Source organism: Algoriphagus ratkowskyi (assembly GCF_002150505.1).
Lineage (GTDB): Bacteria > Bacteroidota > Bacteroidia > Cytophagales > Cyclobacteriaceae > Algoriphagus > Algoriphagus ratkowskyi.
This window is the reverse complement of record NZ_MSSV01000004.1, coordinates 114,477-136,691: the sequence shown is the minus strand read 5'-3', so window position 1 is coordinate 136,691 and position 22,215 is coordinate 114,477. Positions and strand designations below refer to the sequence as shown.

The window sequence follows — 22,215 nt, the reverse complement described above, 5'->3', positions numbered from 1 at the left end:
CCTTTTGAGCTGGGCTATGGTATTTAAGGCTTTCAGCCCTAAACTTAAATACCTCATCACCTAAGTCCGAGTAGTAGACTTTATACCTGTTTTCATTAAAAGAAAAAAAACTTGTAGGAGACTCTCCGACTTCGCTCATGGTGACACCTTAAAGGTTTTAGATATTTGACCTCGTATGTTAATGAAAAAAGTCCTGCTTCTGGAGAAGCAGGACAACACTAGTTTTAGTAAATACATTGACCTCAATATCTGCGGAGATCTGCGCTAGTTATCCGCGAATATCTGCGGTAAATTTATTTGAAATCAGCAGGAAATCTACAAGAAATTAGGTCTATCAAGCTTCTTCCCGATACGGAAAGCGGCATTCATCAGTCCTACATGTGAATAGGCCTGCGGGAAATTCCCCCATTGACTTCCTGTCTTATGATCCACATCTTCGGAGAATAGCTGCAAGTGATTGCAATATTTTACCAGCGTTTCGAAGCCTTCCACAGCCTCATCCAATCTCCCTACACAGGCCAAGGCCTCAATGTACCAGAAAGCACAGATCAAAAATGTCGTCTCAGGAACACCAAAATCATCCATATGTTTGTAGCGATAGAAGAGATAATCCTTAGCCAATAGCTCGTCCTCCAATGCTTTCAGATGGTCATTTGCTCGCTCTAGGTCATCTCCAAAATAACCCATCGTGATCAACTGCAATGTAGAAGCATCCATGTACGTCGAGCCAATTGCCTGACCATATGCCTTACGATCTGGAAGATAACATTCCTCTATTTTCCCGATGGCTAAATCTCGAAGGACGATGGCTTTCTGATACATACTATCATCCTTCAGACGAAGACCAATTTTTGCGGCAGCACAGGCTCCAGCCCAGTGAAACAAGAAGGTATAGCAATGCTGCTGTGCCAAATTCCTAAACTCCCAGAGCCCAGCGTCTTTTTCATTCATTGTCGCTTCGATCTTATTCAGCAGATTCATGATCATCGGCTTCGAGCTACTTCTCTCCTCTTCGGTAAATCGCTGATCAGAATAAAGTGGCAGTAAAGACACCAACACTTGGCCGTAAAGATCATTCTGAATATGTGTGTAAGCCTGGTTTCCAAAGCGAACTGGTTTCTCTCCCAGATAACCATCCAAATCTGAAATCTCTTCTGTCAAAAGCGAATCTCCAGTGATGGAATAAAGTGGCTGATAGCGCCCGTCAGGTCCAGGTTTCAGATTATGAATAAATTCGAAGTACTTCTCCAACTCTTCAAAGTGACCCAAACTGTTAAAACAAGTCAAAGTATAATAGCTGTCACGTATCCAGCAGTAGCGGTAATCCCAATTCCGGGTAGATCCTGGAGATTCCGGTAAACTAGTCGTGGATGCAGCGATAATAGCCCCTGTATCCTCATATTGATGAATTTTCAATATTAAAGCAGATCGGAGGACCAATTTTTGGTGAAAGTTGTAAATACTCGTGGACTTCACCCACTCGTGCCAATAGCTTGTAGTTGCTTGGAGGAAATGCTCTGAAGTAGTCTCAATAGCTGCTTCAAGAGGTCGCCCAAAAGTCAGTACCAAATACACTGGCTTAGTCAAAAGAAATGCTTTTTCATCCATGACATAGCTGAGAGGAGCATTAGTGGACAGACGCAGCTCTTGGTCTATCCCTCCAAAACTAATATGATTGGAACCCATGCTGGCCGTCAAACCTCTAGACCCCCGATCTGCTCTAGGTTTGCAGCATATTTTAATCTTTGGAGAGCCTGATACTGCTTCGATCTTACGGATAAGCATCAACGGCTTGTAGTATCGATCAAAGTTTTTGAATCGTGGAGCATAGTCAGTGACTGCATAACTATCCTCACCGGACACCACAGTAGTCTTGAGTACGTTCGTATTTTCCAGATAGACTTGGCTAGACTTGAATTCTCCGGATTCTGGATGAATGGTGAATTCTCCACCCTTCTCCCGGTCCAGCATTCCCCCAAAAATAAAATCAGAATCAAATCTTGGCAGACACATCCAACTGATGTTCGTATCCAGTTCCACATGGGCGATATAGGCACAATTGCCGATCACCCCACTTCCGTAGGTATGTTTTTTCATTAAGGTCAGGTTTGATTTGAAAAGTCAGGCTTCTGGGTCGACTATCAAGAAAGCAAAAAGGACTACCTAATCCAAAGAATAAGGAGTATTTCAAAATTGAAATACTACAAATACAACTTCTTATCCCGGATATAATCTGCCACTCCGTCGGGAAGCAGGTACTTCACAGACTTGCCAGCCAGGATGGATTTACGGATAAAAGTGGCTGAGATATCTAAAAGCGGCGCATCGATTAGCTTGATATTCGGATGCTCAGAAGTCGTAGCATCGCCTGGTCGTGGATAGACGAAGATCTCATAGTTGTCCAAGATGGTCTGATAGTTTTTCCAGCGCTTCAACTGAGTCAGATTATCCGAACCTAAAAATAAGCAAAACTGATGCTGTGGATATTGGTCAGTCAGATAAGCGAGGGTATCTATGGTGTAGCTTGGCTTGGGCATGGAAAATTCAACATCCGAAGCCTTGAACTGATAATTGTCTTCGATTGCAAGTTCTACCATTCTCAGCCTGTCGAATTCATGAATCAAAGACTGCCGTTTTTTTAATGGATTCTGTGGACTCACCACAAACCAAATTTGATCTAAGTCCGTACGGTCCTGCAGCGTATCAGCGATGATCAGATGACCAATATGTATGGGATTGAAGGAACCGAAGTAAAGACCAATTTTCATAAGATCATTTATTGTTTTCCAATCGCCATGAGCAACCTATTTGGCTAGAAATTTACTAACCAAGCCCTCGGCTTCAGCAGATGAATGGGCAAAGTCATCATTGACTACCGTGACGTCAAACTGCGGTTCAAACTTGGATTCAAATTCTGCTTTGAACAAGCGACGGGAAAGCGATTCTTCAGATTCCGTTCCTCGGTCATTAAGCCTCGCTGCAAGTACTTCCAGACTTGGCACTTTCACGAAAATTGCCAAGGCCTGCTCTCCAAAGTATTTCTTCAAAGCTAATCCACCTTTCACGTCCACATCGAAAATGACTGCTTTACCGGAATCCCAGATGCGCTGGATTTCTTCTTTAAGTGTGCCGTAGAAGTTGCCTGCATAGACTTCTTCCCACTCTATAAACGCGTCCTCGTCTATTTTTTTGATGAAATCTTCCTGAGAGAGAAAATAGTAATCCGTGCCATGTACCTCATGACGTCCTCGCTTATCTCGAGTACAGGCAGAAATAGAAAACCCCAGATTTGGGATAGTTTGAATCAAATGCTTCACTAAAGAAGTCTTGCCTGATCCTGATGGAGCAGAAAAAATAATCGCTTTACCCTGAGTCATAACTATTTGATATCCTGAATCTGCTGACGGATAAGATCCGCTAATTCAGTTGGCACAGCTTGTTTGGTGCATTTTGTTTTCAAAACATCACGGATAGCCTGCTCTAGGTGATAATGCTCAAAGCAAGGTTGGCACTTGGCTAGTTTCTCTGACAAGACCTCTTTGCTAGAATCTTGCAGTTCTCCATCCAAAATACTCTCTAACAACTCGAAGCATTTGCTTTCGTCACCGCATTTCATCTTGCGGTCACCAGATTTTTCTTCGTTCATTTCCATGGGTAATTAATCTATATTTTCCTCATCTGCGTCAGTTTTATATCCCATATTCTGGGCATAACCTTGAAGCTTTTCTTTCAAAAGATTTCTGGCTCGATGCAATCTAGACCTCACTGTCCCAATAGGGATATCGAGGATCTTAGCCATCTCCTCATAAGTGAATCCTTCCAAATCACACAAAATGATAACAGTTCTGAAATCTACTGCCAAACTATTCAATGCATTGGAAATCTCATCACCAAGCATATCCTTGACGGATTCTGCCCTGAGATCACTAGTGCTTTGGTAGTGAACGTCATCAGAGTTGTAATAAGTTTCAACTTCCTGATAATCTACCTTCGTAGGCTGCTTGGATTTCTTTCTGTACTCATTGATAAAGCTGTTTTTCAGGATTCTGAAAAGCCAAGCTTTGGCATTGGTGCCCTGCTCAAATGAATTGATGAACCGATAGGCTTTCAGGTAAGTATCCTGCACAAGGTCTTTGGCATCATCTCCATCGAAGGTGAGCCTGTAACCAAAATTGTACATTGAGTCTATGTGCGGCATAAACTCCCCATCGAAGATGGCATTTTTCTCTTCCTGAGAATATTTTCTGCGCTGAACTTCCGACATATGTCTCAAAAGTAATGATCACGTCAATTTATAACTAGGAATTGGGAAGAATTCGGGTGATTTCATTTATTTTGTTGAATGATTTGGCTCATTTCGGCCTAAAATCCTCCAGCATTTTACAAGTATGTTTTTCATTAGATTGCTCTCCAGACTCCCATTGTCTGTATTATACGTGTTTTCATATTTGCTTTATCTGGTAGCCAGGTATGTGATTCGCTACCGCAAAAAAGTGATCGATGAAAACTTACTTCATGCTTTTCCAGAGAAAACGCCGAGGGAAAGAAAGGATATTCGGAATAAATTCTATAGAAACTTCACCGATGCATTTTTCGCAGAAACGATAAAGATGCTGACGATCTCCGAGAAAGAGTTGCGCCAAAGATTCCATGTAGTCAATCAAGAGGTGGTTGATGACGCCGTGAAAGCGGGCAAAAGCACACTGATGATGGCCGGACATGTGTTCAACTGGGAAATGGCAATCCTGGGAGTTGCGCTGAATACAGAAGTTACCGCAGAGACAGTCTATCTGAAACTGAACAATCCTTTCTTTAATGAGTTGATGCTCAAGATCAGGACGCACTTCGGTGGAGTGATGACTGAGAAAAAAGAATTCAGAAGAAGCATGATTACTATGAGGAGTGAGCCAAGAATTGTGCACCTTGCAGCCGATCAGAGACCTCCAGTATCAGATAGCCGATACACACGCGAGTTTATGAATCGTCCCGCTTTGTTTTTCGAAGGGGGAGAATTTATGGCAAAGAAAATGGGACTACCTGTTTTCTTCGGTCAGATCACCAAAGAAAAACGAGGGCACTACCGTTTTGAATTTACAGAACTCGCCCGACCTCCCTACACAGAACATGTGGCACATAGCATCACAGATGAATTTTGCCGCAGGCTGGAGGAAAATATTCGCAGACAACCTGAATTGTATCTATGGAGTCACAAACGGTGGAGGATATAGATTAGGTGATTATCGGCAATAACACCTTTAACCTATCTTTCTTCGCTTATCTGGCAGGAAGACCGATGACGGGTGACCGAAGTACCGACAATGCTAGCGTTCAGCAACTATTAAGTCGCTTTTGTCTTAATACTTGTTCAATTGAGGATATAGATATAAATTATTAATTGGAAAATTTAAAATTCGGAAGAGCTTATCCTCCGTGGAACATTGGAAGATTTCCCACAACCATCTTCATTTCTTTTTAAGAAACATAGTTTCTTAAAACCTAACCATATGAGTCATGATGCTCAATCTTGCTTCTTGGCTCTTGAATCTAAAATCTTGATACTTGCGACTTATGTCTAGAGACTTGTTTCTAAAAATTAATGGAATACTTAGATAGTTTAAATCCTGAGCAGCGACTGGCTGTAGAGCATACGGATGGCCCCGTGATGATCATCGCTGGTGCCGGATCCGGTAAAACCCGTGTGCTTACCTACCGCATTGCGCATCTGATTTATGAAAAAGGCGTAGATGCCTTTAATATTTTGTCTTTGACCTTTACGAATAAGGCTGCGGCAGAGATGCGTCACCGGATTGAAACGCTGGCAGGACTAGAAGCCAGAAATACCTGGATGGGAACGTTTCACTCTGTATTTGCAAAAATCCTGAGAGTAGAAGCTCCCAAAATCGGCTACCCTTCCAACTTCACCATTTACGATTCGGACGATTCCAAATCCCTTATTCGAACTATAGTAAAGGAAATGCGTCTGGACGATAAAGTCTATAAAGCTAACGCTGTTTTATCTAGAATATCTGGTGCCAAAAACCGCTTAATTTCCTGGAAAGTCTATCAGGATGATCCTTATGTGAAAGCGGATGATGAAGCTGCCATGAAACCTAAAATGGGCGAAATCTACCAGCGCTATCAGGATCGCCTTTTCAAAGCCGGTGCGATGGACTTTGATGATTTGCTTTTTAACACCAATATACTTTTCCGAGATCACCTCGATGTGCTGAACAAATATCAGCAGCGCTTCAGATACGTAATGGTGGATGAGTTTCAGGATACCAATCTTTCCCAATACCTCATCACCAAAAAACTTGCGGCTGTCCATCAAAACATCTGCGTGGTAGGTGACGACGCACAAAGTATTTACGCCTTTCGGGGAGCGGACATTCAAAACATCCTGAATTTTGAGAAGGATTATCCTGATCTTTTTGTAGTGAAACTGGAGCAAAACTATCGCTCAACCAAGACCATTGTGGATGCTGCGAATTCTATTATTGAGAAAAATAAAGCGCAGCTTAAGAAAAATGTCTGGACATCAAACGGAGATGGTGACCTCATCGAACTCATCAAAGCAGGAACAGACAGTGAGGAAGGAAGAATTGTAGCCTCCACGATTTTCGAAGAGAGAAATCTTAAAAAACTCAATAACAGCGATTTTGCAATCCTCTACAGAACCAACTCCCAATCCCGAGCGATGGAGGAAGCTTTGCGTAAGCTCAATCTGACCTATAAGATTGTTGGCGGGCTTTCATTCTATCAGAGAAAAGAGATTAAGGATCTGATGGCGTACATGCGATTCACGGTGAACCCTGTGGACGAGGAAGCATTTAAGCGAATCGTGAATTATCCCAAAAGAGGGATCGGTGACACTTCGGTGGATAAGATTTTGGTTGCGGCATTTGATCATGACATGCAGCTTTGGGAAGTGGTACAAAATGCTCACAGCTTCATCGGAGGCAGAGCAGCAAGTCAGTTGGATGACTTTGCCACAATGATCAAAGCTTTTCAGATCGAAGTGGAGCGAAAAGATGCATTTGAAGCAGCCAGTAGCATTGCGAAGCAAAGCGGGCTTTTGCGCGAGCTTTATGAGGACAAAACTATAGAAGGCCTCAACCGCTATGAAAACGTGCAGGAATTGCTCAACGGTATCAAAGAGTATGTGGATAACGAGGAGAATGAGGACAAAAGCTTAGGTTCTTTTCTACAGGAAATCGCTTTGCTCACGGATAATGATAGAGACAAAGACACCACTGATGCCATCACACTAATGACGATTCACTCCTCAAAAGGATTGGAATTTAAGCAGGTATTTGTAGTAGGCATGGAAGAGGATTTGTTTCCATCTCAAATGATGATGCAGAGCCGTGAAGATCTTGAGGAGGAAAGAAGATTGTTCTATGTGGCTACAACTCGTGCGATGGACAAATTGTATTTCACCTATGCACTCACTCGATACCGCTACGGCAGATTGCTGAATTGTGAACCGAGTAGATTCCTAGAAGAAGTATCGCCAGATTGCATAAAGGTGAGTAAAAAAGTATCTTCGAAGGAAATGTCCGGAGCATTCCGAAAAGAAGGATTGCCTGGAACATCAGAATCATCTTCTGGCTATATTGGAATCAAAAAGAAACCTGAGACTCGGATGCCCACAGCGATGAAACTTCATACGCCAAGCCCGGATTTTAAACCTTCCAACACCAACAATTTACAGGCTGAGCAACTGATCGAGCATCCGAAGTTTGGGTTCGGTAAAGTTCAAAAGATTGAAACAGAAGGAATTAACCGGAAAGCCACTATTCAATTTGAGCATTTTGGTGAGAAAACATTATTACTTAGCTTTGCGAAGCTCAGAATTATAGACTAATGATCTGCTCCCCTGCCTTTTGGTAATTTTTTCATTACCTTAATTAGCGCAAAATAGGGATGCATTACGGAGCACTTTGAACCAGACAAACAAAAACTCATTTTGAAAGAATACGGCAAAAACATACAGCGCCTCGTTGATTATATCACGGCGATAGAAGATCGTGATAAGCGTACACAAAGCGCATATACGGTCATTGAAATCATCAAACAGCTAAATCCTACAGTTAAGCAGGAGACCGACCAAAAACTTTGGGACGACTTGTTCATCATGACAGATTTCAAGCTTGACGTGGACGCACCTTTCCCTATGCCTGAGGCGGAATTGCTAGGCAAAAAACCACTTCCTATTGGCTATCCAAAGGGTGAAGTTAGATTCAAGCACTATGGCAGGAACATTGAGAAACTAATCGAAGGCGCAATCCTTCTTGAAGATGATGAAGAGCAGGAATCTGCGATTATCTTCATCGGCCAACTGATGAGAAGCTTTCATTCTACTTGGAACAGAGAAAATTTCGATGATGCCATAATCTTGGACGACATCAAGACGTTGTCTAAAGGTAAATTGCATATCGATCTGGAGAAGGTGAAAGAAAACGGCTTGTTTGAATCCAACACGCATCGTGATTTCAAATTACCTCTACAGGAGGAAAGAAGAACGACTAAGAACAAGCGCACAGTAAGTCAGAGCAATAATAACAACAATAAACGCCGTCCAAATACGGGTGGTCATAACAAAAAACGAAGAAATTAATGAGCTCATTTCGAGTCAATGGTGGCATAAAACTCAAAGGCGAGATTATTCCTCAGGGAGCAAAAAACGAAGCACTTCAAATTCTTTGCGCTGTCCTCCTCACATCGGAGAAAGTTACTATTCAAAAAGTCCCAAACATTGTAGATGTCAATAAGCTTATCGAGCTTTTGAGCGATATGGGCGTGAAAGTAACAAAGGAAGGCCCTGAGATATATACCTTCCAAGCTGATGAAGTCAATCTTGACTTCATGGAAACAGAAGAATATTTAAAAAAAGCATCAGGACTGAGAGGTTCAGTTATGCTTCTGGGTCCTCTGCTGGCAAGATTCGGTGTTGGAAAATTATCCAAGCCTGGAGGAGACAAAATAGGCCGTAGACGAATGGACACCCACTTTACAGGTTTCCAAAAACTCGGAGCGAAATTCAATTACGATTCAAAAAATGAGATCTTCCACATCGATGGAAAAAATCTAATCGGTTGTTACATGCTTCTCGATGAAGCTTCAGTGACCGGAACAGCTAATATCGTAATGGCCGCCGCAATGGCAGAAGGCACAACTACGATTTACAATGCAGCTTGTGAACCATACCTACAGCAGCTTTGCGATATGCTTAACCGCATGGGCGCAAAAATCTCTGGGGTTGGATCGAACTTGTTGACTATCGAAGGAGTAAAAAAATTGGGTGGAACAACCCATAAAATGCTTCCTGACATGATTGAGATTGGATCTTTCATTGGCCTTGCAGCGATGACCCAATCGGAAATCACTATCAAAGACTGTCAAATTCCTCGTCTTGGTATCATTCCAGATACTTTTAGAAGAATGGGCATAAAGCTAGAATTCAGAGGAGACGATATCTTCGTCCCTGCTCAGAAGCACTACGAAATCGAGACATTCATCGATGGTTCCATCCTGACGGTAGCAGATGCTATCTGGCCAGGATTTACACCAGATTTGCTCAGTATCGTATTGGTAACAGCGACTCAGGCAAAAGGAACTGTATTAGTTCACCAGAAGATGTTTGAATCTAGGCTATTCTTTGTGGACAAACTCATAGAAATGGGAGCTCAGATCATCTTGTGCGATCCACATAGAGCCACAGTAATTGGCATAGATAGAAAAACTGAACTACGAGGAATCAGAATGACGTCCCCGGATATTCGTGCAGGTGTAGCTTTACTTATAGCCGCTTTATCTGCAAACGGTACATCTATCATCGATAACATCGAACAGATTGATCGAGGCTATCAAAACATAGATGAGCGACTTAGAGCACTTGGTGCAGATATCGAAAGAATCTAATAAAACACCTTAAGAATAATTGAAAGAGGGCTTTGAAGAAATTCAAGGCTCTCTTTTTTTTATGACTATCCACAATACTTCGATTCACCGTATTTCCCTGGTTGATCAAGTGGATTGTCTAAATCGACAGATATACAGAATCTTTTGATTCGTTTAATTTCTTTCTGGCAAAGGAGGGGAAAATCCTAATTTTATTTTTTTGAATCATTAAGCAGAATGCACGCAAAATCCCCAGTAAATCCTTCCAAGTAAAAATCTGATAAAACGACGATCCTCCACTTTACCAGATAGATAACCCACTTTTCAACTCCTATAGCGGCAGAGGTATTGTTCTCATTTACATCAAAGCCTACTATTTGATCTGATAATAAATACCTGTTCATTATTCTATCAACCCGTACCTTCTCGGAATTTTTGGTAAATTCTAGCTCGATTAGCCAAAATAACCTATATGTCAAAGAAAAAACTCCGGAGCCAAGACTGGTACGGACGCACAGGAAAAGACGGATTTATCTATCGCTCTTGGATGAAAAACCAAGGATTTCCCCACCACTTATTCGAAGGAGACAAGCCCGTCATCGGGATCTGCAATACCTGGTCAGAACTCACGCCTTGCAACGGACATTTTAGAGATCTCGCTGAAGCGCTAAAACGCGGAATTTGGGAAGCTGGAGGTTTCCCTTTAGAGTTCCCCGTCATGTCTCTTGGAGAATGCTCCATCAAGCCTACAGCGATGCTTTTTCGCAATCTCGCCAGTATGGATGTGGAAGAAAGTATCCGCGCCAATCCTATGGACGGAGTAGTTCTGATGTGCGGTTGTGACAAAACCACCCCTTCCCTAGTGATGGGTGCAGCTTCTGTAGATCTACCGTCAATAGTACTTTCTGGCGGACCTATGCTGGTTGGTAGATTCAAGGGAAAAAAAATCGGAACATCAGATATTTGGAGATTTGCTGAGGACTTCAAGCTTGGCAAAATCACACAAGCGGAAATGATAGAAGCTGAAGCGGCCATGTCCCGCTCGGTTGGTCACTGTGCTCCTATGGGGACAGCATCTACTATGGCAGCCATGGTTGAGTCACTTGGCCTTTCTTTGCCTGATAACGCTACAATCCCTGCGGCAGATTCCAGACGAAAAGTTTTGGCTCATATGACAGGCATGCGTATCGTCGAAATGGTGAATGAGGACTTGAAAATGAGTAAAATCCTGACTCGAAAAGCATTTGAAAATTCCATTATGGTCAATGCAGCTTTGGGTGGATCTACAAATTTCATTCTTCACCTCACAGCTATTGCTAAGCGAATCGGCGTGGATATCGACCTTACTGACTTTGATAAGTTCTCATCCATGATTCCGCTGATTGCAAACGTACAGCCTTCGGGAGAACATTGGGTTGAAGACTTGTTTTATGCTGGCGGACTACCGGCAGTCATGAAGGAAATAGAGAAATACTTACATCGGGATTCTATTACAGCAAATGGTAAACCTATAGGTGAGAATTTCGAAAAAGCAGAATGCTACGATAGAAATCTTATCGGAACCTTTGAAAATCCCATCAAACCAGATTCGGGTATAGCTGTACTGAAAGGCAACCTCTGTCCAAACGGAGCAGTGATCAAGCCATCAGCAGCTACTCCGAGTTTATTAATTCATACAGGGCGGGCAGTTGTCTTTGAAAATATTGACGACTACAAAGCGCGAATTGATACTCCGGAACTGGATATCGATGAGACCTGTGTGATGGTGATGAAGAATGTAGGACCAAAAGGCTATCCAGGAATGCCGGAAGTAGGCAACATGGGTTTACCAGAAAAACTCCTCAAAAAAGGCGTCAAAGATATGGTTCGAATCTCTGACGGAAGAATGAGTGGAACAGGCTACGGCACTGTTGTATTGCACGTCTCTCCTGAATCAGCGATCGGTGGGCCTCTGGCTTTTGTCCAAAGTGGTGACATGATCGAATTAAACGTTCCTGCGAGAACTTTGAATTTGATGATTTCGGAGGAAGAATTCGCAAAAAGAAGGGCCAATTTCCAGCCGCTCAAACTCCCTTATGAGCGCGGATATGTCAATCTTTTCCTAGATAAAGTAAATCAGGCGCATGATGGAGTGGATTTTGACTTCCTCCAAGGCGGTTCAGGATCAGATGTAAAACGAGATTCGCATTAAGCATGAAACCCAAAAAAACCGCCATCATCACCGGAGCAGGACAGGGAATTGGTTTAGCAATCGCCGAAAAACTTGCCGCACAAAGTGTTAATCTAATCTTAAACGACCTCGAAGAAGGCTTGATCACAGAAGCCTGCAAACGTATCAGCCATGTTCATGGCGTATCTGCGCTTGCGGTCCCTGGTGATGCCAGTTCCGAACAAGTGATTGATGAAATGATCAATACGGCTCTTTCTAATTTTGGTACAGTCGATATTGTTATTGCGAACTCAGGAATCACGCTGTTCGGAGCTTTCTTAGATTACAATAGAGCGGACTTTATGGAAGTGACACGTGTCAATCAGGCAGGAACTTTCTTTCTAGCTCAGGCAGCAGCCAGGGTGATGAAAGATCAGTCATCTGGAGGAGCGTTGCTTTTCACCTCCTCTGTAACCGCCCATCAAAGTCATGAAAATCTAGCTGCTTATGCCATGAGCAAAGCAGCGCTGGAAATGCTTGCAAAAAATCTAGTACTCGAACTTGCACCTTTTAAAATCCGAGTAAATACTATTGCTCCCGGTGCAACAGTAACCAATAGAACAACGATGGATCCAGATTATGAAAAAACTTGGTCGAAAATCACTCCGCTGGGAACACCTGCTGTGGCGCAAGATATCGCTAACGCTGCGGCATTCTTGGTTTCCGACGAAGCAAGGCATATAACTGGACAAACACTCATCATAGACGGAGGCTGGACAAGTGTCAGTCCATCACCTTATGCCTGAAAATCACCAAATCATCCTGAAAGACATGAAAATGTATAAGCAGGCTCCCGCTCCTTGGAAACTCAAGGGAGAAGGAATTATGTTGATATACAAATTTTCAAGAGACTGGGTGGAGAATCATGGGAATTTGCCCGAACATTTAAAAGGGAAATTCAAAGGTGGATTAGGCTACTTGATGCTTGTGAACTACGAGTCATCTCCCGTCGGTCCATATAAGGAACTACTTTTCATCCCCGGGAAATTTGGCCCCTATGGCAAGCAGGCTATCACCAAAATCTATGTGAGCACGGAAGTTAGCACCCAGAATGGACATGTTAACTGGGGTATTCCCAAAGAGACTTTAGCTATTTCCTGGGAGAAAGTAGGAGGTAAAGAATCCATACAAGTAAAAAATGGAGAGGACAATATTTTCTCATGTGAAACAACTCCGGGAACTATCCCTTTTCCTATTTCCACTAGCCTTCTCCCAATCAATTTACATCAGTCATGGGATGGGGTAGATTTTTTCACTAGGCCAGCAGGTTTTGGTTGGGCTAAGCGCACCAAAATCGAAAACCTACAAATAAATGCTACTTACTTTCCAGACTTAATCTCTCAAAAGCCTCTTTTCGCGATCAAAATAGACCCTTTCCGAATCAAATTCCCTAAAGCAACCTATGCTGTATAAACCGTTCACAGAAGCTTATGTCATCATCACTGGTGCTGCTTCTGGAATCGGAGAAGAGTTAGTAAGACAATTAAGTCCTTCAAAAACACAGATTTTAGCCGTTGATTTTGATTTGGCAGGCTTGGAAAAATTGATGATTCAATTTCCAGCTATTCACATAATGGAAGCAGATCTGAGCAAGAAATCTGGAAATAACCTGGTTCTAGCTTGGGTTAAAACAAATTGGAAAAAAGTGGATTTTTGTTTTGCAAATGCTGGAAAAGCAGAATTTGGACCAGCTGAAGATCAAGACTGGAAGAATATGGATCAGCTTTTCCAACTGAATGTTTTTAGCCCTATTCAACTTGGCTTGGCAATCAAAGAGCTATTTCCTAATGCTTCTTTTCGATTAGTCATCACTGCGTCAGCCATGTCATTTTGGACCATTCCTGGTTACAGTTTATATGCTGCTACCAAGGCTGCTTTGCTGCAATGGGCAAGAACAGTTTGGCTGGAGAAAACAGGAAACTGGCTGACCTTAGTTTTTCCAATTGCAACACAAACCAAGTTTTTTGAAAGCGCAGGAAAGGATATTCCCAAACCCTATCCAATCCAAACTCCCAGCTGGGTCGCAACAGCTATCCTACGAGGAACGGCTAAGAAAAAGAAGAAAATCTTCCCTTCCCCTCTCTTTCTGAGCATGTTGGTGGTGAACCGGTTCTTCAGAATTATTAAAAGGTTTTACCTCCTGCTAGAATATCAGAAGTATAAAAATTGGGTTAAAAAAAAATATAAATCCTAAGTCTGTTAACTTTAGAGAAAACCGAAATTATGAAAAACCTAATACTTGTTTTGCTAGCTGCCTGTACTTTGCAAGCTTGTCAACCTAAAGACACTACGCCTGACACCTTGCCTATGAAAGTAGCAAAAGCTTATGGCTTTGATAAGTTTGACGAAGTCAATTCCATCGCATACACTTGGAATGTACAGCGAGACTCTGTGAATGTGATGACCAGAGATTGGAAATGGAACATCAAGGATCGCACGGTGTATTATGCTACTCCGGACACCAGCTACACGTACAGCATAGACATGTCTGCAGACTCTCTACCGCCGGCGGATAAGGGTTTCATCAACGACAAGTATTGGCTGATGATGCCATTTCAGTTGGCTTGGGATTCTGGCTATACTTATGAAACGGAAGAAAATGTGCCAACTCCTATAGCAGGAACAAACTCCACAAAATTAACGATTGTGTACGGTGGAGCTGACGGCTACACTCCAGGCGATGCATATGACCTTTATTTAGATAATAATCACATGATTTTGGAATGGGTGTTCCGTAGAGGAAATGGAGCTGAAGGCAGACCTACTACTTGGGAAGATGTGGAGCAATTTGGTCCAATCAAGATGGCAACTTCTCATGCCAATCAAGCAGGTCAGAAGTTTATCTGGTTTTCCAACATAAAAGTGGATTAATAAAATTTAAACCCCAGTTCTAAGCCGTTTGTATTAAGCAAGCGGCTTTTTTTAGTATTACTCCATTTACATTTCAATCAAATAATGTCAATACCTCTATCTTGATAACCCCTAGATCGACTTATCAACCAATTTCCGAAATGAAACCAAACAGAAGAAAATTCATTAAAAAATCCAGTCTCCTGATTGGCACTGGATTACTAGCCAATCCTTTTGCTGCTTTTTCAACTTTGGTTGAAGGCTATACTGTTGGCGAAATCATGGATCTATTCATTGCCCAAGTTCCTAAGTCACCCTTCCCGCAGACTGTAGATACATTGAAAACAGGTTCCAGAGAACTAAAAGTCACCGGAATAGTAACCACTATGTTTGCAACTATCACAGTGATCCGAAAAGCCATTGAGCTGAAAGCAAATTTTATCATCGCCCACGAGCCTACTTTTTACAATCATCTGGATGAAACGTCATGGCTTGATACTGATCCTGTATATGAATTCAAAAGAAAATTGCTCGATGAACATGGCATAGCTGTCTGGAGAAATCACGATTATGTACATGGTCTAGCAATCGATGGAGTTCAGGCAGGCGTGGTGAAGGAACTAGGTTGGGATAGCTACTACAAACAAAATGCAGTCTTGAACCTACCTGAAACCACATTAGGAGAACTGATCTCACACATCAAAACCAAGATGAATGTACCAGCCCTTCGTTATGTCGGTGACCTTTCCCAAAAGACAAGCAAAATTCTCTTGATGCCTGGAGCCGCTGGAGGAAGAAGGCAGATGGAAATGATCATGAAGGAAAAACCGGATGTTTTGATTTGTGGTGAAAGCCCAGAATGGGAAACTCCGGAATATGTTCGGAATGCAAATGAAATGGGCCAAAAGCTAGGTTTGATTGTGATAGGTCACTCAGCGAGTGAGGAAGGCGGATCTGAATTTATGGCTGAATGGATTAAGAAAAATGTATCAGGAATGCCGGTATTTCATGTCCCATCAGGAAATTCTCTCTCTGTAAGGTGACATATTCACCGAATTAATTTCCTGAGGATTCTTAAAAAACCATGCAGGAAAACCATCTTTAACCGCCTTTCAAAAACAAACGCTATTCAACTTCATTTATATTATATTTGAATATATAGTTGCTAAAAAGCGCATATTAGCTTACCCCAAAAAATGATGATCGTAGGACGCATTAAACTCTTATTAGCTGATGATGACGAAGATGATCGTTTCTTTTTCAAAGATTCCCTTTCAAAATTACCCTTCGAAACTGATCTCACTACGGTAACTAATGGTGTAGAGTTGATGTCGATGTTACTGACTGGAGGGAAAAATATTCCAGACGTGATATTTTTAGATCTGAATATGCCCATGAAATCGGGCTTCGAGTGCCTCTCTGAAATAATGAGACATGACAAATTAAAACAATTGCCAATCATCATTTATTCCACCTCCATGGACGAGCCAGTAGTAAACACGCTCTATGAACAGGGTGCATTTCACTATATTCGAAAGCCTGGAGAATACTCGAAATTAAAAGATGTGATTTTTAAGGGACTTAGCAGTTTGATGAATAAACCTGTAAAGCCAACTAAGGAAAATTTTGTAATCCAATCATCTTAATTAAATATATGTCAGATCAAAATTCAGCTAATGCTTCCTTCCCAATAGGAGGTGGTGAAATGGGTCAGTTGATTCGAGAAAAGGATTGGAGTAAGACGTCCATTGGAATTCCCAAAGAATGGCAACAGAGTTTAAAAACTACTCTAAATATTCTCTTGTCTTGCAAATTTCCGATGTTTCTATGGTGGGGACCGGAATTAACTTGTTTTTACAATGATGCATATAGACCAAGTTTAGGAGTAGATGGAAAGCATCCATCCATACTTGGTATGGCTGGAGAAGAGGCTTGGCCTGAAATATGGGCTATGATAAAACCTTTAATTGATCAGGTTTTAGAGGGAGGAGAGTCTGTTTACTTTGAAAACCTCCTTATTCCATTCTACCGAAATGGACACATAGAAGATATCTATTGGACATTTAGTTACAGTCCTGCTAGAGACAATGATGGCAACATTGTCGGAGTTTTAACTACCTGCGTAGAAACCACTACCGATGTATATCTTAAGAGAAATCTGGAAACCAGTGAACGTAAAATTAGACTCCTTCTCCAACAGGCTCCGGCATCAATAGCAACATTCAAGGGCCCCAATTACGTGACAGATGTCGTAAATGAAAATGTTCTTAAACTGTGGGGAAGAAAGGCAGAGGAGGTGGTCAATAAACCAATTTTAGAAGCTCTACCGGAGTTGAAGAATCAAGGGATTAAGCAATTACTAGACGACGTGTACAACACTGGTAACCGCTTTTCAGCTTCAGAATTACCAATGCAGTTTATTCGGAATGGAAACCTTGAAACCATCTATATCAATTTTAGCTATGAAGCCCTTCATAATGCAAATGGCTTAATAGATGGTATAATCGCTATTGGTCATGAGGTCACAGATCAAGTACTTGCACATAAAAAAATAGTGGCCAACGAGGAAAAACTCTCAATGGTCATCGATGCATCAGAACTTGGAACTTTTGAATTCCAATTCAAAAACAAAAAGCTAGATGGTTCAAAGAGACTTCATGAGATTTTTGGGTTGGCAGAGGGTGAAAGTATAAACCATGAGAACTTTGTAAGCAGTATCCATCCAAATGATCTGGGAATACGAAAATCTGCTTTTGAACAGTCCTTCGAAAATGGAATCCTAGAATACACCAGTCGGGTGATCTTACCAGAAAATCTGGTTCGCTGGATAGAAGTGAAAGGCAAAGTTCATTTTGATGAAGAAAACAACCCACAAAAAGTTCTTGGGACTGTCAGGGACATTAGTTCTTTTAAAAGAAACATTCAAAAACTTGAAGAGAGCGAGCAGAAATTCAGACTTTTGGCTGACTCTCTACCCCAACACATCTGGACAGCTGATACGGAAGGAAATCTAAATTATTTTAATCAATCTGTTTATGACTTTTCTGGCTACACCTCAAAACGCCTAAGTGAAGAAGGCTGGCTTTCTATAGTGCACCCAGATGATAGGCAAAAGAATGTGCAAGCTTGGAACAAATCTATCATAACCGGCAGAGACTTTCTAATAGAGCATAGATTCCGCAAACATGACGGTACATATCGTTGGCAACTTAGCCGAGCAAAGCCTCAGCTAAATCAAGATGGAGAAATACAAATGTGGGTGGGCTCCAGTATGGACATTCATGATCAAAAGGAATTTGCGAATGAGCTAGAGCGATTGGTCATAGAGCGCACCAATGAGCTGGCCCAAAACATGAAGGATCTGGCTAACATGAATAAAGAACTTCAGTCTTTCGCTTATATATCCAGTCATGACCTGCAAGAGCCTCTCCGCAAGATTCAAACTTTCTCCTCACTCCTTCTGGAAAATGAATACGATAATCTGACAGATGATGGAAAAGAACAATTTAAAAGAATGCAAAACGCTGCCAAGCGAATGCAAGCTTTAATCAATGACTTACTCGCATACTCTAGAACTACTATCTCGGACCGGAAATATGAGCCTACGGATCTCAATAAATTAATCGCTGAGGTGAAGATGGATCTCAAGGAAGAGCTAAAATCTCATCAGGCTGTGTTAGAATCAGATATACTTTGCACACTGAATATTATTCCATTTCAATTCCGGCAGCTACTCCTAAATTTAATTAGCAATTCTCTAAAGTTTGCCGTCAAAGATCGTAAGCCCCATATCGAAATCTCAAGCGTGAAAGGACTGGGCAGCGACTTTGAAATGAAACGATTATCACCTTCTACACATTATTGTCATATCAAGATAACTGACAATGGGATAGGCTTTGAAGAAAAGTACAGCGAGCGGATTTTTGAGCTATTTCAACGACTGCACGGAAAAGACAAATTTCAAGGAACGGGAATAGGTTTGGCTATCGTGAAGAAAATAGTCGAAAACCATAATGGCTTTATAGCCGCTCACGGTAAGCCTGATCAAGGCGCCACCTTCGATATTTATTTGCCGGAAAATTAGAGACAGCAAAGCATATAGAAATAGCTTATTATCTTCCAATTATTGCTCATATTCAACAACCATGAAGATCACTTATCTAACTATCACATTCTTACTGTTTTCCACTGCGCTTTTTTCGCAAAAAATCTCAAGTACTGAGGAGCGATTGATCGCTGAAGTGGAAAAGAACTACAAGGAAACTTTGGCACTGCTAGAAGAGGTAACCAACATCAACTCTGGCTCGCTAAATCTGGAAGGCGTAGAAGCCGTAGCGAGGGTTTTCGAGCGAGAATTTAAAAGCATAGGCTTCGATACTGAGTGGTATAAACTTCCTGCTGAGGCAAAAAGGGCAGGTCATTTCATTGCTACCAGAAAAGGTAGCAAAGGGAAAAAAATATTTCTAATTGGGCATTTGGATACGGTATTCGAAAAAGACATGCCATTTACACCGTTCACCTACCTTAACGACAGCATTGCCACTGGCCAAGGAGTCAATGACATGAAAGGTGGCGATGTGATGATTTTTGCAAGCTTGAAAGCCCTACATGACTTAGGGCAATTGGAAGACCGCTCGATTACAGTTTACTTCACTGGTGACGAGGAAAGTTCGGCTGATGAAGAACTGTCCCGAAAGGACTTTATTGAAAGAGCCAAAGCTCATGACATAGCACTTGCCTATGAGACTACTCAGAGTTTGGGGATCACCACTGTAGCCCGAAGAGGCAGTAGTGGATGGACATTGAAGACTAGTGGAAAGCAATCACATTCCAGTGGGGTTTTTAGAGAATCTGTAGGCTACGGAGCTATCTATGAGGCAGCACGTATCCTCACACAATTCCAGGAAGAACTGGCTGGCGAGGAATATTTAACTTTCAATCCAGGTCAATTTATCGGAGGTTCAGATATTAGTTATAATGCTGATACCGGCAAAGCTGAAGCACTAGGCAAAACCAATATTGTAGCGCGTGAAGCTATGGTAACTGGAGATTTGAGGTTTTTGGGTGAGGAGCAAAAGGAAAAAGCGAGAGTGAAAATGCAGGCTATCGTGGATAAGCATCTTAACCAAACAGATGCAGAAATTATCTTCGAAGACGGTTTGCCTTCTATGATTCCTACTGAGGGAAATTATGCATTGGCAAAAACGCTAAGTGAATTGAGTGTAGATATGGGCTTAGGAGAAGTGAAGCCAGGAGACCCGGGAAGTCGTGGAGCTGGCGATATTTCATTTGTGGCAAATTACCTGGATTGCTTGGATGGTCTTGGCGCATCTGGGACCGGTGCACATGCCCCAGGCGAAACGATCAATATGAAAGAGTACCCAGAGCTGATCAAGCGAAGCACCTTATTCCTTTATCGCCTCTCTAGGTAAAAACATCTTTTGTATATTTTCAGTCATGATCTTGTATGTTTTCAAACCCTCTTCAAGCTTTGCAAGCTGCGTCAGAAAGTCTATGAGCTTTACTATAATGTCAACTATTCTAAAAAGGAAATCATCAGAGAATTAACCTGAAATAAAGACAACTAAAAATGAGATTACAAGGAAAAACTGCCATCATCACCGGAGCTACAAGTGGCATGGGAAAAGCTATGGCGGAGCGATTTGTCAGCGAAGGAGCTTCAGTTATTTTGAGCGGTCGTGATGAGCTTCGAGGCAAGGAATTAGAGAAAGATCTAATGCAAAAAGGCGGAAAAGTGATTTTTGTTGCTGGAGATGTCTCTGAAATAGCCGTGAATGAAAAACTCGTTCAGGAAGCAGTTCATCATTTTGGAAAGCTAGACATCATAGTGACCAATGCCGGAAAGCTAGGTTTGGGATCGGTGACGGACATTTCCATTGAAGATTGGAACGAAACATTCAATACCAATCTGAATTCTGTATTCTACCTGAGCCGCTATGCGATTCCGGAGATGCAAAAAAATGGAAAGGGCGTCATTCTCGCTACTAGTTCGATAGCAGCGGTAAAAAGCTTTCCAAACCATGCTGCCTATTGCGGGAGCAAAGCAGCCTTAGTAGCACTCGTGAAAGAAATGGCGCTAGATTATAGCCCAACTATCCGCGTGAACACAATTTGTCCCGGCCCAGTTGACACCCCCATGATATGGGATTCAGCCAAAGCATTTGATGACCCGGACACCATCGTACAGCAAACAGCCAATAATACCTTAATGAAGCGCCTTGGAAAACCTGAAGATATCGCTTCGTTGGCTTTGTTTCTGGTTTCCGATGAAGCATCCTGGATCACTGGTGCCGCTTATACGATTGATGGCGGGATTTTAGTGGGTTAAGAGTGTAGAGTCTTAAACTTTCTTTCATGCCTATCAATTACTATGTTTATACGCATGCTGTCAAAGCAACAACTTCTCATGAAAAGAATTATCCTTTTATCTCTTTTATTGATTGTGACTTCAGCCGCCTTTTGCCAAAACCAATCCAAATCAGACTTAAAAAACCACATTAAACTATTTAATGGAAAAAATCTTGATGGCTGGTACACTTTTTTGCAAAATCGGGGGCGTGATATCGATCCGAAAAATGTCTTCACTGTAAATGATGGGATGATCCGGATTTCTGGTGAGGAATGGGGAGGCATTACTACTAATCAGGAATTTGAGAATTATCGGCTCATCGTTGAATTCAAATGGGGTGGAAAGACTTTTGCTCCCAGATTGGAAAATGCCAGAGACTCAGGCATTCTATTGCATTCTGTGGGTGAAGATGGAGCTTCGGATGGAATTTGGATGCACTCCATCGAGTGTCAAGTAATAGAAGGCGGTACCGGTGATTTTATTGTGGTAGGAGATGGAAGTAAAGATTTCAGTATAACTAGTCCAGTGGCTTCGGAAAAGCAGGGCAGCTCTTATGTTTTTCAATCTAAAGGTGAACTTGCAACTATTAATCTGGGCAGAATCAATTGGTATGGACGTGATCCAAACTGGAAAGACGAGATTAATTTTCGTGGTTCACAGGACGTGGAAAAACCAGTAGGTGAGTGGAATAAAGTAGAATGTGTAGTTGATGGGAATGAGATCACTATTTACTTAAATGGTGTGTTGGTAAATTACACTTCAAATGTCAAACCGAGTAAAGGTCGCATTCAAATTCAATCGGAAGGTGCAGAAATATTTTTTAGAAAAGTGGAAATACGACAGTTAGCAAAGAAGTAATACTCAACTAATAGGGATTGTAACA

20 protein-coding genes are annotated in these 22,215 nt (G+C 41.9%); 15 read left to right on the top strand and 5 right to left on the bottom strand.

Features of this window, described 5'->3' with window-relative positions:
• Positions 1-315: 315 nt before the first annotated feature.
• The 5 genes from BVH02_RS06070 to BVH02_RS06050 form a co-directional block, all read right to left on the bottom strand.
• Positions 316-2,097, bottom strand: a complete 1,782-nt coding sequence (locus BVH02_RS06070; protein WP_086500209.1) for a glycoside hydrolase family 15 protein — start codon at positions 2,095-2,097, stop codon at positions 316-318.
• 104 nt (positions 2,098-2,201) lie between these two features.
• On the bottom strand, positions 2,202-2,768 hold the full coding sequence (gene nadD / locus BVH02_RS06065; RefSeq protein ID WP_086500207.1) for a nicotinate (nicotinamide) nucleotide adenylyltransferase: 567 nt from the start codon (positions 2,766-2,768) through the stop codon (positions 2,202-2,204).
• Between the two features lie 36 nt (positions 2,769-2,804).
• Positions 2,805-3,377: a guanylate kinase gene (gene gmk / locus BVH02_RS06060; RefSeq protein WP_086500202.1), complete on the bottom strand. Its 573-nt coding sequence runs from the start codon at positions 3,375-3,377 to the stop codon at positions 2,805-2,807.
• Between the two features lie 2 nt (positions 3,378-3,379).
• Complete coding sequence (locus BVH02_RS06055) at positions 3,380-3,652, bottom strand: mycothiol system anti-sigma-R factor (RefSeq protein WP_086500200.1); 273 nt, start codon at positions 3,650-3,652, stop codon at positions 3,380-3,382.
• Between the two features lie 6 nt (positions 3,653-3,658).
• On the bottom strand, positions 3,659-4,264 hold the full coding sequence (locus tag BVH02_RS06050; RefSeq protein WP_086500198.1) for a sigma-70 family RNA polymerase sigma factor: 606 nt from the start codon (positions 4,262-4,264) through the stop codon (positions 3,659-3,661).
• Positions 4,265-4,367: 103 nt separating this feature from the next.
• Between BVH02_RS06050 and BVH02_RS06045 the strand changes: the two genes are divergently transcribed.
• From BVH02_RS06045 to BVH02_RS05970, 15 genes are all read left to right on the top strand, one after another.
• Positions 4,368-5,228, top strand: coding sequence for a lysophospholipid acyltransferase family protein (locus BVH02_RS06045; RefSeq protein WP_342352508.1), 861 nt, complete (start codon positions 4,368-4,370; stop codon positions 5,226-5,228).
• Between the two features lie 368 nt (positions 5,229-5,596).
• Positions 5,597-7,867 carry an ATP-dependent helicase gene (locus tag BVH02_RS06040; RefSeq protein ID WP_086500194.1) on the top strand — a complete coding sequence of 757 codons (2,271 nt, stop codon included), beginning with the start codon at positions 5,597-5,599 and terminating at the stop codon, positions 7,865-7,867.
• 102 nt (positions 7,868-7,969) lie between these two features.
• Complete coding sequence (locus BVH02_RS06035) at positions 7,970-8,620, top strand: DUF4290 domain-containing protein (RefSeq protein ID WP_240507395.1); 651 nt, start codon at positions 7,970-7,972, stop codon at positions 8,618-8,620.
• Positions 8,620-9,924 (top strand): UDP-N-acetylglucosamine 1-carboxyvinyltransferase, encoded by a 1,305-nt coding sequence (gene murA / locus BVH02_RS06030; RefSeq protein ID WP_086500189.1) that lies wholly within the window; start codon positions 8,620-8,622, stop codon positions 9,922-9,924. Before BVH02_RS06035 ends, murA begins: the two co-directional genes overlap by 1 nt.
• Before the next feature lie 451 nt (positions 9,925-10,375).
• Positions 10,376-12,094 carry an IlvD/Edd family dehydratase gene (locus tag BVH02_RS06020; protein ID WP_086500186.1) on the top strand — a complete coding sequence of 573 codons (1,719 nt, stop codon included), beginning with the start codon at positions 10,376-10,378 and terminating at the stop codon, positions 12,092-12,094.
• Between the two features lie 2 nt (positions 12,095-12,096).
• Complete coding sequence (locus tag BVH02_RS06015) at positions 12,097-12,858, top strand: SDR family NAD(P)-dependent oxidoreductase (RefSeq protein ID WP_086500182.1); 762 nt, start codon at positions 12,097-12,099, stop codon at positions 12,856-12,858.
• Positions 12,851-13,525, top strand: coding sequence for an acetoacetate decarboxylase family protein (locus BVH02_RS06010; protein ID WP_223271818.1), 675 nt, complete (start codon positions 12,851-12,853; stop codon positions 13,523-13,525). The genes BVH02_RS06015 and BVH02_RS06010 overlap by 8 nt, the downstream gene beginning before the upstream one ends.
• Positions 13,515-14,306: an SDR family NAD(P)-dependent oxidoreductase gene (locus tag BVH02_RS06005; protein ID WP_086500180.1), complete on the top strand. Its 792-nt coding sequence runs from the start codon at positions 13,515-13,517 to the stop codon at positions 14,304-14,306. The genes BVH02_RS06010 and BVH02_RS06005 overlap by 11 nt, the downstream gene beginning before the upstream one ends.
• Positions 14,307-14,335: 29 nt before the next feature.
• Positions 14,336-14,983, top strand: coding sequence for a hypothetical protein (locus BVH02_RS06000; protein WP_086500177.1), 648 nt, complete (start codon positions 14,336-14,338; stop codon positions 14,981-14,983).
• A gap of 140 nt (positions 14,984-15,123) precedes the next feature.
• Positions 15,124-16,005, top strand: a complete 882-nt coding sequence (locus tag BVH02_RS05995) for a Nif3-like dinuclear metal center hexameric protein (RefSeq protein WP_223271817.1) — start codon at positions 15,124-15,126, stop codon at positions 16,003-16,005.
• Positions 16,006-16,158: 153 nt separating this feature from the next.
• On the top strand, positions 16,159-16,608 hold the full coding sequence (locus BVH02_RS05990) for a response regulator (RefSeq protein ID WP_223271816.1): 450 nt from the start codon (positions 16,159-16,161) through the stop codon (positions 16,606-16,608).
• Positions 16,609-16,616: 8 nt separating this feature from the next.
• Entirely contained in the window at positions 16,617-19,046 is a 2,430-nt protein-coding gene (locus tag BVH02_RS05985; protein ID WP_086500175.1) for a PAS domain-containing protein, read from the top strand.
• Between the two features lie 61 nt (positions 19,047-19,107).
• A complete protein-coding gene (locus BVH02_RS05980; RefSeq protein WP_086500173.1) occupies positions 19,108-20,394 on the top strand; it encodes a M20/M25/M40 family metallo-hydrolase in 1,287 nt (428 codons plus the stop codon).
• 158 nt (positions 20,395-20,552) lie between these two features.
• Positions 20,553-21,311, top strand: a complete 759-nt coding sequence (locus BVH02_RS05975) for an SDR family NAD(P)-dependent oxidoreductase (RefSeq protein ID WP_086500171.1) — start codon at positions 20,553-20,555, stop codon at positions 21,309-21,311.
• Positions 21,312-21,389: 78 nt separating this feature from the next.
• Positions 21,390-22,190, top strand: a complete 801-nt coding sequence (locus BVH02_RS05970; protein ID WP_086500666.1) for a 3-keto-disaccharide hydrolase — start codon at positions 21,390-21,392, stop codon at positions 22,188-22,190.
• The last annotated feature ends 25 nt before the right edge of the window (positions 22,191-22,215 follow it).